This window comes from Streptomyces aurantiacus (assembly GCF_027107535.1).
Classification (GTDB): Bacteria; Actinomycetota; Actinomycetes; order Streptomycetales; family Streptomycetaceae; genus Streptomyces.
Map to the genome: position 1 here is coordinate 286,844 of NZ_CP114283.1, position 16,976 is coordinate 303,819.

The following is a 16,976-nucleotide window of genomic DNA, read 5'->3' on the forward strand; positions in this document are numbered from 1 at the left end:
CGTGCTGGGCCTGGTAGCAGGTCTAGTACGGGGCCTGGCGCCACGACTGATATTGGGCCTGCCAGGCGATGTGTGCGGCCTGAACTCGGTTGTCGACGCCGAGCTTCGAGTAAATCGCGCGAATGTGGTCCTTGACGGTGTGTTCGCTGATGCTGAGGTTTTCGGCGACGGTGGGGTTCGACAATCCCTCGCAAAGCAGGGTCAGAGTCTCGTACTCTCTGGGGCTGAGCAGTGCCATTCGGGCCCGGGCGACGGCCACTTCCTCGCGCTCGTGAATCGGCTGGAGATACCGGTCGACCATGAGACGGGCTGCCTCGGGCGCGAGCGCGATGCTGCCCGCGACGGCCGCTCGTACGGCCCAGGCCAGATGGTTCACGGAGTCGTTGCTGAGCAGGATGCCGTGCGCACCGCCCCTCAACAGACGGCGAGTGCCGGACTCCGAGAGACGGTCGACCAGGATGATGCGGGCGGGCGAGGCCTTGAGCGCCTCCAGACTCCTGAGCGTGCGGAGCGCCTCGTCCTCGCCGGCGGACCTCATGACGAGAAGGTCCGGCCGTACCGTCCGTACGACGTGCTGCGCGTTACTGGATTGGTCTTCGCCGACGACACGTATGTCCCCGTGTTCCTCTACGGCTTGCCGCACTCCGGCACGTTCCAGAGAATGGCGTCCAAGAATCCCAACTCGTATCACCCCGTGCCCCTTCCCCCGGGCGTGGCAAGCCCCATCGATCCCCGGCGGAATGAATTGAACCGGTCGGGTTCGCTCAAGGTGCCACTGCGTCCCGCCGATTCCCCGCGACGGAGTGTTCTCAACGGCGGGAGTGGGTCAATCTCCCGCGATCACCAAGAATGCACTCGATATTCATTCCATCGCTACCGTCAGCTTGTTGCAACGAGCCATCCGGAGGCGTGGACAAATATGGATCAAATGTGCCGATAGGTGGCACGGATACGGGGAAGCCGTGTTGCGGAGGCGGGTGCGTCCGCGCATAGTTGCGCTCCGGAAGAGGCTGGAACCGGGGGTTGGGGAGATGGCCGGGCACAGGACGGAAGCGCATCCACACGGTGCTGACCGCCTGTGCGATGCCGGGGACCGGGTCTACTCCCGGGCGGTACGACGCGGCCGGGTGTCCCGCGCGGACGCCGAGTCGGTGCCCTGCCTGGTCGAGTTGGCGCTGCTGCATCCCGACCCCGACGACATGGGATGGCTGGTGCCGACCTCGCCGCAGGAGGTCATGACACGCCTGCTGCGGGAGATGCACGACCACGTCGCCGCGACCCAGTCCCGCATGGGCAAGGCGGTGTCCGCCTTCGAGTGGTACGCGGCCCTCGGCGGCGACGCGCGCTCACCCTCCGAGGGGGTGGCGATCCGGGTGCTCGACGGGCTGCCCCGCATCCGGGCCGCCATGGACGAGGCGACCGAGGCGTGCACGTCCGAGGTGCTGGCCGTCCAGCCGGGCGGCATCCGCCGCGAGGACGAACTCTCCGAGGGCCTGCCCAGGGCGCTCGCGCTGCGCCGCCGCGGGGTGCGCATGCGCGACCTGTACACGCACGTGGCCCGGCACGGGCAGGGCCTGCTGAACTACATGGAACTGATGGGCGACTCGGCGGAGGCCCGCACCCTCGACGAGGTCACCGAGCGGCTCATCGTCTTCGACCGCACGGTCGCGTTCATCCCCGCGAGCCCCGACCGCACGATCGCGCTGGAGCTGCGGCATCCGGCCCTCGTGGACTACCTGGTCACCGTGTTCGAACGGCTCTGGCGCCTCGCGATCCCGCTCACCGCCCCGCTCCCGGACACCGGAATCGAGGGCATCACCCACCGCGAACGCTCCATCGCGGCACTGCTCGCCGAGGGCCACCAGGACGCGGTGGTCGCGGAGCGGCTCGGTATCAGCGTGCGTACGTGCCGCGCCCACATAGCCCGCCTGTCGGAGACGCTGGGCGCCGCCAGCCGTACGCAGCTGGGGGTACGGATCGCCCAGGCGGGCCTGGACGGGCCCCCGCGCTCACCGGAGCTTCAGCCGCTCACTGCTCCTGCTCCAGAATCCCCGACCGACCGATGAGGTAGCCGAGTTGGGCGCGACTCTCGCTGCCGAGGGTGGCGGCGAGTTTGGCTATGTGGACGCGGGCGGTACGGACGTTCATGCCGAGGCGCTCGGCGATGACCGCGTCGGTGTGCCCTTCGACGAGGAGGCTCGCGATGGCTTTCTGGCGGGGAGTGACGCCGTTCAGGGACGGGCGTCGGACGGCTTGCGGGTACATGGGCGTGGCGAGCCGCCAGAACCGGTCGAAGGTCGTGACGAAGTAGCCGACGAGGGCGGGGTGGCGGGCCTCCAGGGCGAGGGTGCCGTCCTTGTTCGCTGGGAGGAAGGCGACCTCGCCGTCGATGGCGATGAGACGGTCGGTGAGCTCGTCGAGGGAGCGTGCCTCGACGTCGCCCCGCAGTTGTTCGTAGCGTGACAGGACGCTGGGCGAGTGGCGCAGCGTGTGCTGGTAGAGGGCGCGGATGCGGCCCCCGCGGTCCAGGAAGGCCTGGTCGCGGGGCAGAGCGACGACATCCGACGCCTCCTGGCGACCGCCCGCGCGTCCTGCGCTGGTCTGGATGGAGAGGATCTCGCGCGTCGCGTCGCTCATGGCCTCGGTGATGGCCTGGTTGATCCGTCCGGTACCGCTGAGGATGGTGATCGCAGGTATGTCCGTCGTCGCCGTCCGCCGGCCGGCGACCCGCATCAGGGGTTCGAACACCGTGGCCAGCCGGGCCTCGCGCCGCCGTTCGTCGGCGATGCGCTTCCCGGAGAGCTGCAGCAGCCGGTGGAGGGCCACCACCGGGGCGACCGGTTCCAGCACGCTCAGGTCCTCGACGGCCGGGTTCAGCAGCCCGGAGTCGACGAGGCAGGGGGCCTCCCCGGCCGCGTCCGTGGGGACGCGTCCCTCGCGCAGGGCCCGCTCGTACAGCGCGACTCCGGCCGCGCACAGGTCCTCCACGTCGTGCGCCGCGTGTGGAACCGTCACTCCGAGGCCCCGTCCTGCTTCAGGATCCCCGACTCGGCGATCAGATAGCCGAGCTGTGCCCGGCTGCCGCTGCCCAGGGCGGTGGCCAGCTTCGCTATGTGCGCGCGGCACGTCCGTACGTTCATGCCGAGCCGGCGCGCTATGGCCTCGTCGACGTGGCCTTCCACGAGGAGCTTGGCGATGGAGTGCTGGATGTCGGTGATGCCGCCCGAAGCGGTCTCGTAGGGAGCGCTGGTGCTCAGCGGAACCGCGCGGCCCCACATGAACTCGAAGACCTTGGCCAGGTAGCGGACGAGGCCCGGGTGGCGCAGCTCCAGGGCGACCTTCTGGTCGTCGCGGGTGGGGATGAAGGCGACGGTCTCGTCGCAGATGATGAGACGTTCCACCAGCTCGTCGATGGTGCGTATCTCGACCTTGCCGGCCACCTGGTCCACGTACGCCAGCTTCTCCGGGCTGTAGCGGGCCGTGTGTTGGTACAGCGTCCGGATGCTCACACCACGTTCGAGTAGCGGCCTGTCGCGCTCCAGCCCCTGGATGATCCGCTGCTCGGGGCGCCGCCCGCTCGGCTGGACCGTGAGCATCTGGGTCCGGCACTGGGCCGTGGCCAGGTCGAGCGCGGCGTTTATCCGGTCGCTGCCCTCCAGCACCGTGATGGAGTGGGTGCTCGTCGTGCTCTGAGCACTCAGGGTCATGAAGGGCTCGAAGGTGTCGGCCATCTCGATCGTGAGCCGCCGGCGCTGGGCGATCTCACGTTCCAGGGGGTTGAGACGCTGCGCGAGGGCCACCGAAGGTGGTACGGGACGCAGCCAGTCGGGGTCGTCCGGATCGGGGTGAAGGAGGGCGAACTCCATCAGACAGGGTGCGGGCTTCACGTCCTCTCGGGCGATACGTCCCGTGCGCAGAGCGTTCGCGTAGAGGCGTCCACCCTCGGCACACAGTTCGGTCACCGAATGGGGATGTGCCGCTTTAGTCTGATTCGTTGCCAAATCTCCACCCCCCAGGGTCCTGAACGTGCAGGAACATGATGCATCGATTATGTGGCCATGACGTGCCCGAATGAGCCATCGTCGTAGTCGACGGGGGAAGAGGGGACCTTCAAGTGAGGACGAAGCCGATTATGCGTAACAAAATGCTTCGCTCGGTGCTTGTCGCCGCCTTCTCCGCCGTTGTGGCATTCGGAGCGCTGAGCGGTGTCTCCGACGTGAAGGGTGACGCACAGGCGGACAGCTACTGGCCGGCTGTGCCGGTGGCTACCGAGGCTCCGGGTGACAGCTTTTGGCCGAAGGTGACCACCGCGTCGGCTGCGGCTCCTGCCGACAGCTTCTGGCCGAGGGCGGCGACCGTTGCGGCTCCGGGCGACAGCTACTGGCCGGTGGCGCCGGCCGGTCCGGACGACAGCGCTTGGGCCTGACATGACGACTCCTCCCGACGACCGCTCCTTCCGCCGAGAGATGGCCACGGCCTACCGCTCGGGCTGGCACTTCATCGACCTGGCCACCGCCATCCCCCACAGCGGTGACTCGTTGATGGTGACCGTCTTCGGAGAGCCGGTCGTGGTGACCCGGGACGATGACGACGACGTACGTGCGTATCGGTGTCTGCGACGGCCTCGGGGGGCGCCGCAGCCGGTTCGGTGCGCCATCAGGTACGGAATGATCTTTGTGAACCTCGACCAGCGCGACCATCGGCTGGACGAGCCGGAAGCCCCGGACGTACGAACCATCGCAGCCACCCCCCGCAGTGCCTGAGCGATTCCCCCGTCGTTGTAAATCGCTCAGGCGCTTCCCCCCCGCAGCGGCGTCACCGTGACCTGAACACGGTGACGCCGCTGCAGTTTTCAGGGATATTTCAGGCTATCCCCTGGTTCTCACAAGGGCTGAAATCAGTCTCGTGCCGGGCCCTCGCGGGGATCGCGCGCCGCCGCCGCCCGCCCGCCGTCGGCGTCAGCCGTGCCCCATCGCCGCCGTCAGTTCGATCTCGATGACCACCCGGGACGGGTTGGGCGAGGGCATCCTGCTGTACCGCTCGGCGTAGCGGCGCACCGCCTCCTCGACCCGCACGGGGTCCGTGGACACCGTGGCCCGCCCCTCCAGGGTCGCCCACCGCCGCCCGTCCACCTGGCAGACGGCGACCCGCATCCCGTCGGGCCCGGCGGCCAGCACGTTCCGTACCTTCGTGCTGGACTTGTTGGTGATCACCCGAGCCAGACCGGCCTCCGGATCGTATGTAACCCCGACCGGCACCACGTGCGGGGTGCCGTCGGGGCGGAGGGTGGTCAGGGTGCACAGATGACGTTCCCGCCAGAAGCCGAGATACGAGTCGTCGGGATCGCGCGGGTTTACGGGGTACGAGGGCATGGTCGGGAACCTAGCCCCCGCCCCGGTGGCCGACGTCCCCGCCTCTCCGGTACTCGGCCGTACGTCTCCCGCCGAACCCCTTGAGTGGAATAGACTCAACTTTGTGTACGTTGGTTGGGTCAGCCAACACCGGAGCCCGACGCGCGCCGGAACACAAGCACGAGGACGAGCACGCACGAGGAGGAGAACGCGAACGTGGACGCCGAGCTGACCAACAGGAGCCGGGACGCGATCAACGCGGCCAGCAACACGGCCGTGTCCGAGGGCCACCCGGACCTGACCCCCGCGCACCTGCTGCTCGCGCTGCTGGCCGGGCAGGAGAACGAGAACATCACCGACCTGCTGGCCGCGGTCGAGGCCGACCAGGCCGCCGTACGGACCGGCACCGAGCGCGTCCTCGGCGCGCTGCCCAGCGTGACCGGCTCCACCGTCGCCCCGCCGCAGCCCAACCGCGAGCTGCTCGCGGTCATCGCCGACGCGGCCGAGCGGGCCAAGGAGCTCGGGGACGAGTACCTGTCCACCGAGCACATGCTCATCGGCATCGCCGCCAAGGGGGGCGCCGCCGGAGACGTACTCTCCCAGCAGGGGGCCAGTGCGAAGAAGCTGCTGGACGCGTTCCAGAAGAGCAGGGGAGGGCGCCGGGTGACCACCCCGGATCCCGAGGGCCAGTACAAGGCTCTCGAAAAGTTCGGTACCGACTTCACCGCCGCGGCACGGGAGGGCAAGCTCGACCCCGTCATCGGCCGCGACCAGGAGATCCGCCGCGTCGTCCAGGTCCTGTCCCGGCGCACCAAGAACAACCCCGTCCTCATCGGGGAGCCGGGCGTCGGCAAGACCGCCGTGGTGGAAGGGCTCGCCCAGCGCATCGTCAAGGGCGACGTGCCGGAGTCCCTCAAGAACAAGCGGCTCGTCTCCCTCGACCTCGGCGCGATGGTCGCGGGCGCCAAGTACCGCGGCGAGTTCGAGGAACGGCTCAAGACCGTGCTCGCGGAGATCAAGGACTCCGACGGGCAGATCATCACCTTCATCGACGAGCTGCACACCGTCGTGGGCGCGGGCGCCGGCGGCGACTCCTCCATGGACGCCGGCAACATGCTGAAGCCCATGCTCGCCCGCGGCGAACTGCGCATGGTCGGCGCCACCACCCTCGACGAGTACCGCGAGCGCATCGAGAAGGACCCCGCGCTGGAGCGCCGCTTCCAGCAGGTGCTCGTCGCCGAGCCGACCGTCGAGGACACCATCGCCATCCTGCGCGGACTCAAGGGACGCTACGAGGCGCACCACAAGGTCGTCATCGCGGACAGCGCCCTCGTCGCCGCCGCGACCCTCTCCGACCGCTACATCACCTCCCGCTTCCTGCCCGACAAGGCCATCGACCTCGTCGACGAGTCCGCGTCCCGGCTGCGGATGGAGATCGACTCGTCCCCCGTCGAGATCGACGAACTCCAGCGGGTCGTCGACCGGCTGCGCATGGAGGAGCTGGCCCTCGACAAGGAGACCGACCCCGCCTCCAAGCAGCGGCTGGAGAAGCTGCGCCGCGACCTCGCCGACAAGGAGGAGGAACTGCGCGGCCTCACCGCCCGCTGGGAGAAGGAGAAGCAGTCCCTCAACCGCGTCGGTGAACTGAAGGAGAAGGTCGACGAACTGCGCGGACAGGCCGAACGGGCCCAGCGCGACGGCGACTTCGACACCGCCTCCAAGCTCCTCTACGGCGAGATCCCCACCCTGGAAAGGGACTTGGAGGCAGCCTCCGAGGCCGAGGTGGAGGCCGCCAAGGGCACGATGGTGAAGGAGGAGGTCGGACCCGACGACATCGCCGACGTGGTCGCCGCCTGGACCGGCATCCCCGCCGGCCGCCTCCTGGAGGGCGAGACGCAGAAACTCCTGCGCATGGAGGAGGAGTTGGGCCGCCGCCTGATCGGCCAGCACGAAGCCGTACAGGCCGTGTCGGACGCCGTGCGCCGCACCCGCGCGGGCATCGCCGACCCCGACCGCCCGACCGGCTCGTTCCTCTTCCTCGGCCCGACCGGCGTCGGCAAGACCGAACTGGCCAAGGCCCTCGCGGACTTCCTCTTCGACGACGAGCGGGCCATGATCCGCATCGACATGTCGGAGTACGGCGAGAAGCACAGCGTGGCCCGGCTGGTGGGCGCGCCTCCCGGCTACATCGGCTACGAGGAGGGCGGCCAGCTGACGGAGTCGGTCCGCCGCCGCCCGTACAGCGTGGTGCTCCTGGACGAGGTGGAGAAGGCGCACCCGGAGGTCTTCGACGTCCTGCTCCAGGTCCTGGACGACGGCCGCCTGACGGACGGTCAGGGCCGCACGGTCGACTTCCGCAACACCATCCTGGTCCTCACCTCGAACCTGGGCAGCCAGTTCCTGGTGGAGCCGCTGACGAGCGAGCACGAGAAGAAGGAACAGGTCCTGGAGGTGGTGAGGGCCTCGTTCAAGCCGGAGTTCCTCAACCGGCTCGACGACCTGGTGGTCTTCTCGGCGCTGAACAAGACGGAGCTGGAGCGCATCGCCAGGCTCCAGGTCGGCCGGCTCGCGAAGCGGCTCGCCGAGCGCCGGCTCACCCTGGAGGTCACGGACGAGGCGCTGGCCTGGCTCGCGGACGAGGGCAACGACCCGGCGTACGGAGCCCGGCCCCTGCGCCGCCTCATCCAGACCGCCATCGGCGACCGCCTCGCCAAGGAGATCCTCGCGGGCGAGGTCAAGGACGGCGACACGGTCCGCGTGGACGCCTTCGGCGACGGGCTGATCGTGGGGCCGGCGACGGGCCCCGAGGCAGACCGGCCGGAGGGTCCGGCGACAGGTCCGGCGCTGGACAAAACGCTCTGAGCGGAATTGCGTCACTGACGGCGGCGGGGGTTGCGAGCCCCCGCCCCGGATGGGAGAGGATGGCGTAATCCGTACGAAGGGAAAATCACGGTGAGCATCGACCCGTCCTCGATTCCGAACTTCGGGGGCCAGCCAGAGCCGAACCCCGGCGGACCGGCGGGCCCCGTCGTCCCGGATCAGGACCTTGTGAAGCAGCTCCTGGACCAGATGGAGCTGAAGTACGTCCTCGACGACGAGGGCGACCTCGCGGCGCCGTGGGAGCAGTTCCGTACGTACTTCATGTTCCGTGGCGAGGGTGACCAGCAGGTCTTCTCGGTGCGGACGTTCTACGACCGGCCGCACCAGATCGAGGAGAAGCCCCAGCTTCTCGAGTCCATCGACGACTGGAACCGCCGCACGCTGTGGCCCAAGGTCTACAGCCACACGCACGACGACGGCACGGTCCGCCTGATCGGCGAGGCACAGATGCTGATCGGCACGGGCGTCAGCCTGGAGCACTTCGTGTCGTCGACGGTCAGCTGGGTGCGGGCCGCCATCGAGTTCGACAAGTGGCTCGTCGAGCAGCTCGGCCTGGAGCAGGAGATCGACGAGGCCGAGAAGCCCGAAGAGGACGAGTAGTCCTCACGCGGACACCACCCCGCGGCGCACAGCACCGCAGGGCACTGCCTCGCGCAGGCTCACAGCGGCTTGTGGGCGAGCACGACCAGATACGCCCCGTACGCGAACGAGAGCCCGGCCAGGGCGCCGACCACCAGGGTCGCGTGCCACGGCCGGGCTCTCGCCGTCCGTACCAGCGCGCACGCCAGGGGCAGCAGCAGCGGGAACGCCGGCAGCAGGAAGCGCGGCTTGCACTCGAAGAACCCGGCGCCGCCGACCGCGACGAGCAGCAGCACACCTGCGTAGACCAGCAGCGGCAGCGGCGCGCGGTCCGCGATCAGCAGCCCGTACAGCAGCAGTGCCGCCGCCACGACCACCATCGACATGGGGAAGACGAGCCGGTCGCCGTCCAGGAGCAGGTGTTTGACGAAGCGCAGCGCGCCCAGGCCGAAGTCGAAGCGCGAGCCCCACAGCCGCTGCACCTCGAAGTACCCGCCGAGCAGGTCGCCCTGCCGCCGCCCCACCCACAGCACGTACGCCGTCCAGCCGAGCGGTGCGAGCGCCGCGCCCGTCCACAGCCTGTGGGTAACTTTTCCGCGCCGCCGGACCAGCTCGTACGCCGCCGCCACGAGCACCGCGGCCGCCACCGCGAACCCGTTCGGCCGAGCCAGTCCCGCGCCCGCCGCGAGGGCGCCCGCCCACACCCAGCGGCCGGTGAGGACGGCGTACAGGGACCATGCGGCGAAGGCGGTCAGCACCGGTTCCGTGTACGCCATCGACAGCACGACGGAGTGCGGCATCAGGCCCCACAGGAGCACCAGGGCGGTGGCGACGGCCCGGTCGTGCAGCCGGGCCCCGATCGCGTAGATCCCGCAGGCGGCGACCCCCGCGGCCGTCCAGGAGACCAGCAGGCCCGCGCCGGGACCGCTGAGCGGGGTCAGCTCGGTGACGGACCGGAGCAGCCCCGGGTAGAGCGGGAAGAACGCCAGGTCGCTGTGGACGACGGTGGGGTGGTAGTGGAAGGTGCGCCCGTAGCCGTCTCCGGCGATCCGCAGGTACCAGAGGGAGTCCCAGGACCGCCCGAGCAGGAGGACCGGATGCCCGCCGGTCGCCCAGGCGGTCATGGCCACGGCCGTGACGCCCAGCAGCCGGACGGCCATGAAGAGCCCGAGGGCCGTGCCCATCGTCGCGGCCAGCGGTGGGCGAGGACGGGCGCGGCCCCCGGAGGCGGGCGGCGTGACGGTGGGGGCTGTGAGGGTACGCGCGAGGGTCACACCCGAAGATTGCGGGCAATGTGTGCCATTTGCGAGTAGCGCGCGGCCGAGTGGGTCCGGATTCCACCGGTTTTCCGCCACTGCGGCGCGTCGCCGTGACAGCGGCACGCCTCACCCGTTTCCCCCGGCCGGCCCACCGGGGCCCACCTCACCCGGCGAGTGTCTTGAGGCGCTTCACGGCCTCCTCCAGCACTCCCGTCTGTTTGCAGAACGCGAACCGGACGAAGGGCGCCCCGGCCTGCCGGTGGTCGTAGAAGACCGCGTTCGGGATCGCGACGACCCCGGCGCGCTCCGGCAGGGCCCGGCAGAACGCGAAGCCGTCGCTCTCGCCGAGCGGCCGGACGTCGGTGGTGACGAAGTAGGTCCCGGCCGGCTCGAACACCGCGAAGCCCGCCTCCGCGAGGCCCGTGCTCAGCAGGTCCCGCTTGGCGTGCATGTCCGCGCGGAACGCCTCGAAGTACGTGTCGGGCAGCGCCAGCGCCTCGGCGACCGCGTACTGGAAGGGCCCCGAGGCCACATACGTCAGGTACTGCTTCGCCGAGCGCACCGCCGTCACCAGGTCCGGCGCGGCCGTCACCCAGCCGACCTTCCAGCCGGTGAACGAGAAGGTCTTGCCCGCGCTCCCGATGGTGACCGTACGGCCGCGCATGCCGGGCAGTGTCGCGAGCGGGATGTGCTCGGCCGCGTCGAAGACCAGGTGCTCGTAGACCTCGTCGGTGACCACCAGCAGGTCCCGCTCGACGGCCAGCTCGGCAATCGCCGTGAGCTCCTCGCGGGTCAGGACCGTGCCGGTCGGGTTGTGCGGGGTGTTGATCAGCAGCAGCCGGGTGTTGTCCGTGACCGCGTCGCGCAGCTCGTCCAGGTCCAGGCGGAAGCGCCGGTGCACGGCCCCGTCGCGGGTCTCCTCGTGCGGCCGCAGGGTGACCGGCACGCGGGTGCCGCCCGCCATCGCGATGCAGGCCGCGTACGAGTCGTAGTACGGCTCCAGGGCGATCACCTCGTCGCCGGGCTCCACCAGGGCGAGCAGGGTGGCCGCGATGGCCTCGGTCGCGCCCGCCGTGACCAGGACCTCCGTGCCGGGGTCGTACGTCAGGCCGTACCGGCGCTCCTGGTGCGCGGCGATCGCCGTACGCAGCTCGGGGACGCCGGGGCCGGGCGGGTACTGGTTGCCGCGGCCGTCGCGCAGCGCCCGTACGGCGGCCTCCCGGATCTCCTCGGGGCCGTCCGTGTCGGGGAAGCCCTGGCCGAGGTTGATCGCGCCGGTGCTCAGGGCGAGGGCCGACATCTCGGCGAAGATCGTCGTGCCGAACTCGGCGAGGTGGCGGTTCAGGAGAGGGCGGCGTGCGCTGGAGGTCATGGCGGCCATCCTGCGCTCAACCTCTGGAGTTGCTCAACTCTGCTTTGGCCGGTGAGCCGAAGGGGCATCCCCCTGTCACGCAGGAAGCACACGTGGGAGTACGGCAGGAAACACAGCAGAAAACAGGCGAGAAGCAGAGCCCACGGGGGGCCGCTTCGGGGGAACGGAAGGAGGGTGGCGCCATGTTCATAGGCATCATCCTGGCGGTGTTCGTTGTGGTGGTCGTCGTGGGCCTCGTGTCCGCCGGCAGGAGGGGCAGCAGAAGGCGTTCGCGGCGGCCCGCGCACAGCTGGTGGGCAGGCGGCTCGGGCGGGGGCGGCGGCGTCGGCTGTTCGTCGGGGAGTTCCTCGTCGTGCGGCGGCGGGTCGTCCTGCGGGGGCGGCGGCGGGGGCGGATGCGGCGGAGGCAGCTGACACGGGGCAGCTGAGCTCCGGACGGAGGAACCGTGTCCGGACCGTCCGGCACCACGAGCGCCCGCCGGGGCCGTCCCCCGGCGGGCGCTTCGCCGTCGACGGGCCCGGTGGGTCCGGTGGGTCCGGTGGGGTCCGTCGAAGGGCTTCGGCGAGTCCTGCGCGCGGTCCCGGGGGCGTGCGCAGGCGTGCGGGGGCGGTGAGCGTCGGCGGGTGACGGGGGCGTGAAGGCGCACGTGTGAGCTAAGGGCGCACCTTCTGGTTGAACAGTTGAGCTGTGGAGCCCTCGGGGGGATGGAAACCCTCCGAAGTTGGGTAAAAACGCTGTGGCGGACGCGCCGTTCATGATTCCCTCGTTATCGCCGACGCAGACCCCGGAACATCTCTCTGACCTGGCCGACCGGGCCCAGCCCCCGCCCGGCGCCGACCGGGGTGCGACGGATCGACCCCCACCCTTGCGTGCAGCGGAGCCGACCCATGCTCACGACCCTCAACACCGCCTACACCGACACGCGCGCGGCCGACCTCGCCTGGGCACTCGGACGCGAACCGCTGCCCGCGCTCGCCACACTCGACCTCGAACTCGCGGACGCGAAGCTCCAGTTGCGCCTGCTCGGAGCGTCCCACCAGGTGCTCCTGGAGGAGGACCGGGGCATCTGCTCGGAGACCGTCGCCTGCATCGCCGGAAGCAGCACGGCGCTGCCTCTCGGTGTCGCCAAGCGGGTGGGCGACTGGGAGTACGAGTTCGCGGCGCGCGTGGAGACGCTGTCGCGCGGCTCCTTCGCGGGCCGGGCCCAGGAGTTGCTCGCCCTCGTCTCCGACCATCCGAACGGTCTGGCGGGGGTCTTCCCCGGCAGCCCCCACGCCTTCACCGCGATGCTCGCGCAACAACACGAGGGCCAGGTGCACTGGCGCACCTGGCACGCCTATCCCCAGGACGGCCAACTGGTCGCCACCCGCACGAGGGTGGGGGTACGCATCCCGGCCCCCCTCTGACCCGAAGAGCCGCTCACGGCGCGTGCGGGGCCTGGCCAAAGTATGCGTAGAGGCCGCACTTTCCACACGTGTGGGTGACAGGACGCAGTGGAGCGGTGACGTAGCGTTCCCTGGGTGATCGAGCCGCACGCCCCCGCCCCGCCCGACACGGCCCCGCCGCCCCGGGGTGGTCCGGGCCCGGCGCGCCTGCCGGTCAGGCCGGCCACCGGCCGGTTCCTCGTCCTCACCGGCGTCTTCGTCTGCGCGGCCTGCGGACTCGTCTACGAACTCGAATTGGTCGCCCTCGCCTCGTACTTGATCGGCGACTCCGTCACCCAGGCCTCCGTCGTCCTGTCCGTCATGGTCTTCGCGATGGGCATCGGCTCGCTCCTCGCCAAACGCCTGCGCTGTCGCGCCGCGGCCGGTTTCGGCGCCGTCGAGGCCCTGCTCGCCCTGGTCGGCGGCTGCAGCGCGATGGCTCTGTACGCGGTCTTCGCCTGGACCGGGGACTGGGGCGGCGCCTGGGCGGGCGGCTCCAGTTACGTCCTCGTCGCCTTCTCCCTCGCCATCGGCCTGCTCATCGGCGCCGAAGTCCCCCTGCTGATGGAGCTGATCCAGCGCGTCCGCAGACAGGACGCGGGCGGCGCGGTGGCCGACCTGTTCGCCGCGGACTACGTGGGCGCCCTGGCCGGCGGACTCGCGTTCCCCTTCCTTCTGCTGCCCCTGCTCGGGCAGTTGACCGCGACGCTGATCACCGGCATGGTCAACGCGATCGCGGGCGGCGCACTCGTCCTCGGCCTGTTCCGGCAGGACCTGACGCGGCGCGGCCGCCGCCTGCTGATCGTCGCCAACCTCCTCGTGCTCGCGGTGCTCGCGTCGGCCGCCGTCCTCGTCGACGACTTCGAGCGGGCCGCGCGGCACGCGGTCTACGGCAGGGACGTACGCGTGGCGACGCACACCGACGTCCAGGAGGTCGTCCTCACCGGCGACGAGCACGGCCGACGGCTCGACCTCTTCCTCGACGGACACCTCCGGATCAGCGGCAGCGACGAGCGCCGCTACCACGAAGCACTCGTCCACCCCGCGATGAACGGCCGGCACGCGCGCGTGCTCGTCCTCGGCGGCGGCGACGGACTCGCCCTGCGCGAGGTGCTGCGGCACCGGGGCGTACGGCACGTCGACGTCGTGGAACTCGACGCGGAGTTCGTGAAGCTGGCGCGCACCGATCCCGCGCTGTCCGCGCTGAACGGGCACGCGTACCGGGACCCGCGGGTGCGCGTCGTCACCGAGGACGCCTTCGGCTGGCTGCGGCAGGCCCCGCGGGACGCGTACGACGTGGTGGTCTCCGACCTGCCGGACCCCGGCAACACGTCCAGCACGAAGCTGTACTCGCAGGAGTTCTACGGACTGGCCCGCGGGGTCCTCGCGGACGGCGGGCGGCTCGTCGTGCACGCCGGTCCCGTGGCGTCACGGCCGCGGGCCTTCTGGACCGTCGACACGACGGTCCGGGCGGCCGGGCTGCGGACCGTGCCGTACTCCGTCGGCGGCCGCGACACCGACACGGCGGGCGGGTCGCGGATCCCGCACGACTGGGGGTACGTGCTCGCGTCGCGCACGCGGCCCCACCTGCGGACGGCGCAGGGCGCTCCGGGTGTGCCGTCCCTCCAGGCGGGCGTCCGGGCGGTGGAGCGCACCCGGCGCACGGGCCTCCCGCCCTCCACGCTCGTACATCCGCGGTACGCCGACTGAGTCCGTCTGCGCGCGGATCCGGGGGAATCCCTTCATGTCCGGGTGCGGTACGGGTGGGGCTGGGTAGGCTCGGCCGACATGGAGCATGAGGTGTTCGTTCCGGTTTCCGTCGAGCGTCTGCGCGAGGCTCTCGCCGATCCCGCGAGGGTGGCGCGGGCGCTGCCCGGCCTCCACCAGGACGCGGGGACGGCGCCCGTCTCAGGCCGTCTGAAGGTGCGCATCGGCAGCCACAGCATCACGTACCGCGGGACGCTCGGCGTCTCTCCGCGCGACGACGGGTCGTACTCCGTCGAGGCCGACGCCACGGAGGCCCGCGGCACCGGTTCGGTGAAGCTCGCCCTCACCCTGGCGCTCCGCCCGGCGGAGGACGGCTCGACCCTCACCTTCACCGGTACGGTCTCGGCGGACGGCCGCGTCACCGAACTGCCGACGGACGAGGTGACCTCGGCGGCGACCCGTCTGCTGACCCGTTTCGCGGAACACCTGGCTACGACGTCGACGTCGACACCGGGTACGACGGCGCCGGGGTCCGGGCCCACCGACACGAAGCCCCGGCAGCCCGAGGCGCCCTCACCTTCGAAGAGGCCTCCGGCGGAGGGCAAGGCTCAAGGTTCGGAAGAGCCCTCGCCCGCGGAGAAGCCCCAGGCTCCGGAAGAGACGCCTGCTGCGGGGGAGCCCTCGGCCTCGGCGGAGCCGGTGTCCGGGAAGGAACCCGTGTCTGCGGACGAGTCGGTGTCCGGGGACGAGCCCGAGTCCGCCGAGGAACGTGCCTCCGCCGACGAGACCGAGTTGCCGCCCTCGGCACCCGTCCCCTTCGCGGAAGGCGACTTCGAGGGCGGTTTCGAGGACGACGACGCCACTCTGCCGCCCGGGGCCCCGGCCGAAGCGGCGCACGCACGGCGCACGATGATCGGCCGCAGCGCGGAGGAGGTCGACCACGCGCCTCCGCGTGGCCGGTACGCCCCGGTGCCGGCGCCCGAGTCCTCGGGGACCGGGGTGGCCCTTCGCTGGGCGGCCCCCGCGGCGGCCTTCGTCGTGGCCTCGGCCATCGTCGTGGGCAGAGTCCTCCGCAAGCGCCGCTAGACGCTCCGCTTTGGTGGGGCGGGGTGGGGAGGTGCCTCGGCTGCGGGCCGGTGGGGGCGGGCCGCGCAGTTGCCCGCGCCCCTGAAAGACGGGGCTGCGCCCCCGCCGGACACGCAACCGACCGACTGCCGCATCCCCCACCAGGGGCGCGAGGAACTGCACGCTCGGCCCGCGAGCAGCCCCGGCCGACCGACTGCCGCATCCTCCCACCAGGGGCGCGGGGAACTGCGCGCTCAACCATCGCCCACCCGCACGGGACAGGTGAGCGGAAGTCCACCAGGGGCGAGGGGAACTGCGCGACCAGCCCACGCGCACCTGCGGCCGAGGCACGTCCCGAGCCGCCCGCATCTCGGGCCGGGGGGCACGTCCCGAGCCGCCGCATCCCGGGCCGGTGGGGCACGCCCCGGGCTGCCCATCCCGGGCCGGTGGGGCACGTCCCGGGCCGCCCGTCCCGGGCCGGTGGGGCACGATCAGCCCCCTCCGGCCCCCACCCCACCCACAACCCCGTAGGGTCGTGCGCGTGAGTAACGAAGACATCACGCTGACCGCCGGCAACGCGGAGGCGACCGTGCAGCCGGGCAACGGCGGACGGATCGGCGGACTGAGGATCGGCGGCGTCGAACTGCTGCGCCAGGGCGCGAAGTTCGGCTGCTTCCCCATGGTCCCGTGGTGCGGCCGCACCAGGGACGGTCACTTCCTGAACGGCGCCGTCCCCCACCAGCTCCCCCTCAACTCCCCACCGCACGCCATCCACGGCACCGCCCGCGACGGTTCCTGGCGCACGGCCCGCAGGAGCGGGAGCGAGGCCGTCATCACGTACGACCTCGTCGAACCGTGGCCGTACACCGGCCGCGTCACCCAGGCCGTCACGCTGACCGAGGACTTCCTGACGCTGACCATGTCGGTGGAGACGTACGGCGACTCCTTCCCGGCGCAGATCGGCTGGCACCCCTGGTTCAACCGCAACCTCGGCGGCGAGGGCGCCCAGGACGCGCGCGTCGACTTCACCGCCGCCTGGCAGGAGGAGCGGGGCGACGACCACCTGCCGACCGGCCGCCGTATCGACCCGCGGCCGAGCCCGTGGGACGACTGCTTCGGGATGCCCGACGGCGTCGACGTCACTCTCACCTGGCCCGGACAGCTGGAGCTGAACGTGACCAGCCGCGAGAAGTGGGTCGTCGTGTACGACGAGCAGGAGGCCGCGGTCTGCGTGGAACCGCAGACCGGCCCGCCCAACGGGCTCAACACCCTGCCCCGTCTGGTCACCCCGATCGAGCCCCTCGAAGCCGCCACCACCTGGACCTGGCGGCACCTCTGA

Annotated in this window: 14 protein-coding genes; 8 read left to right on the top strand and 6 right to left on the bottom strand. The window is 71.0% G+C overall.

Annotation, left to right across the window (positions count from 1 at the left end; all coding sequences use genetic code 11):
• Positions 1-22: 22 nt before the first annotated feature.
• Positions 23-538 (bottom strand): response regulator transcription factor, encoded by a 516-nt coding sequence (locus O1Q96_RS02975; protein ID WP_269246724.1) that lies wholly within the window; start codon positions 536-538, stop codon positions 23-25.
• 493 nt (positions 539-1,031) lie between these two features.
• Between O1Q96_RS02975 and O1Q96_RS02980 the strand changes: the two genes are divergently transcribed.
• The gene (locus tag O1Q96_RS02980) at positions 1,032-2,066 is read left to right on the top strand and encodes a helix-turn-helix transcriptional regulator (protein WP_269246725.1); all 1,035 of its coding nucleotides are present in this window, start codon (positions 1,032-1,034) and stop codon (positions 2,064-2,066) included.
• Here O1Q96_RS02980 and O1Q96_RS02985 read toward each other — a convergent pair.
• Both O1Q96_RS02985 and O1Q96_RS02990 read right to left on the bottom strand, forming a co-directional pair.
• Positions 2,029-3,015: a helix-turn-helix transcriptional regulator gene (locus O1Q96_RS02985; RefSeq protein ID WP_269246726.1), complete on the bottom strand. Its 987-nt coding sequence runs from the start codon at positions 3,013-3,015 to the stop codon at positions 2,029-2,031. The genes O1Q96_RS02980 and O1Q96_RS02985 overlap by 38 nt on opposite strands.
• The gene (locus tag O1Q96_RS02990) at positions 3,012-4,001 is read right to left on the bottom strand and encodes a helix-turn-helix domain-containing protein (protein WP_269246727.1); all 990 of its coding nucleotides are present in this window, start codon (positions 3,999-4,001) and stop codon (positions 3,012-3,014) included. Before O1Q96_RS02990 ends, O1Q96_RS02985 begins: the two co-directional genes overlap by 4 nt.
• A 426-nt stretch (positions 4,002-4,427) precedes the next feature.
• On the opposite strand from O1Q96_RS02990, the gene O1Q96_RS02995 reads away from it, so the two are divergent.
• Positions 4,428-4,763, top strand: coding sequence for a hypothetical protein (locus tag O1Q96_RS02995; protein WP_217458281.1), 336 nt, complete (start codon positions 4,428-4,430; stop codon positions 4,761-4,763).
• 195 nt (positions 4,764-4,958) lie between these two features.
• Here O1Q96_RS02995 and O1Q96_RS03000 read toward each other — a convergent pair whose 3' ends face one another.
• Positions 4,959-5,372 carry a pyridoxamine 5'-phosphate oxidase family protein gene (locus O1Q96_RS03000; RefSeq protein ID WP_269246728.1) on the bottom strand — a complete coding sequence of 138 codons (414 nt, stop codon included), beginning with the start codon at positions 5,370-5,372 and terminating at the stop codon, positions 4,959-4,961.
• Positions 5,373-5,567: 195 nt separating this feature from the next.
• Between O1Q96_RS03000 and clpB the strand changes: the two genes are divergently transcribed.
• Complete coding sequence (gene clpB, locus O1Q96_RS03005; RefSeq protein WP_269246729.1) at positions 5,568-8,213, top strand: ATP-dependent chaperone ClpB; 2,646 nt, start codon at positions 5,568-5,570, stop codon at positions 8,211-8,213.
• A gap of 90 nt (positions 8,214-8,303) precedes the next feature.
• Positions 8,304-8,831, top strand: coding sequence for a YbjN domain-containing protein (locus tag O1Q96_RS03010; protein WP_269246730.1), 528 nt, complete (start codon positions 8,304-8,306; stop codon positions 8,829-8,831).
• Positions 8,832-8,890: 59 nt separating this feature from the next.
• On the opposite strand, the gene O1Q96_RS03015 is transcribed toward O1Q96_RS03010, so the two are convergent.
• Together O1Q96_RS03015 and O1Q96_RS03020 are read right to left on the bottom strand one after the other, a co-directional pair.
• Positions 8,891-10,084, bottom strand: a complete 1,194-nt coding sequence (locus tag O1Q96_RS03015) for a hypothetical protein (protein WP_419586415.1) — start codon at positions 10,082-10,084, stop codon at positions 8,891-8,893.
• A gap of 148 nt (positions 10,085-10,232) precedes the next feature.
• Positions 10,233-11,450 carry a pyridoxal phosphate-dependent aminotransferase gene (locus O1Q96_RS03020; protein WP_269246731.1) on the bottom strand — a complete coding sequence of 406 codons (1,218 nt, stop codon included), beginning with the start codon at positions 11,448-11,450 and terminating at the stop codon, positions 10,233-10,235.
• A gap of 878 nt (positions 11,451-12,328) precedes the next feature.
• On the opposite strand from O1Q96_RS03020, the gene O1Q96_RS03025 reads away from it, so the two are divergent.
• The 4 genes from O1Q96_RS03025 to O1Q96_RS03040 all read left to right on the top strand — a co-directional run bounded on the left by O1Q96_RS03025 (position 12,329) and on the right by O1Q96_RS03040 (position 16,976).
• Positions 12,329-12,847 carry a DUF2617 family protein gene (locus O1Q96_RS03025; protein WP_269246732.1) on the top strand — a complete coding sequence of 173 codons (519 nt, stop codon included), beginning with the start codon at positions 12,329-12,331 and terminating at the stop codon, positions 12,845-12,847.
• Positions 12,848-12,961: 114 nt separating this feature from the next.
• The gene (locus O1Q96_RS03030; protein ID WP_269246733.1) at positions 12,962-14,575 is read left to right on the top strand and encodes a polyamine aminopropyltransferase; all 1,614 of its coding nucleotides are present in this window, start codon (positions 12,962-12,964) and stop codon (positions 14,573-14,575) included.
• Positions 14,576-14,653: 78 nt separating this feature from the next.
• Positions 14,654-15,658, top strand: a complete 1,005-nt coding sequence (locus tag O1Q96_RS03035) for an SRPBCC family protein (RefSeq protein WP_269246734.1) — start codon at positions 14,654-14,656, stop codon at positions 15,656-15,658.
• A gap of 520 nt (positions 15,659-16,178) precedes the next feature.
• Positions 16,179-16,976, top strand: coding sequence for an aldose epimerase family protein (locus O1Q96_RS03040; protein WP_269246735.1), 798 nt, complete (start codon positions 16,179-16,181; stop codon positions 16,974-16,976).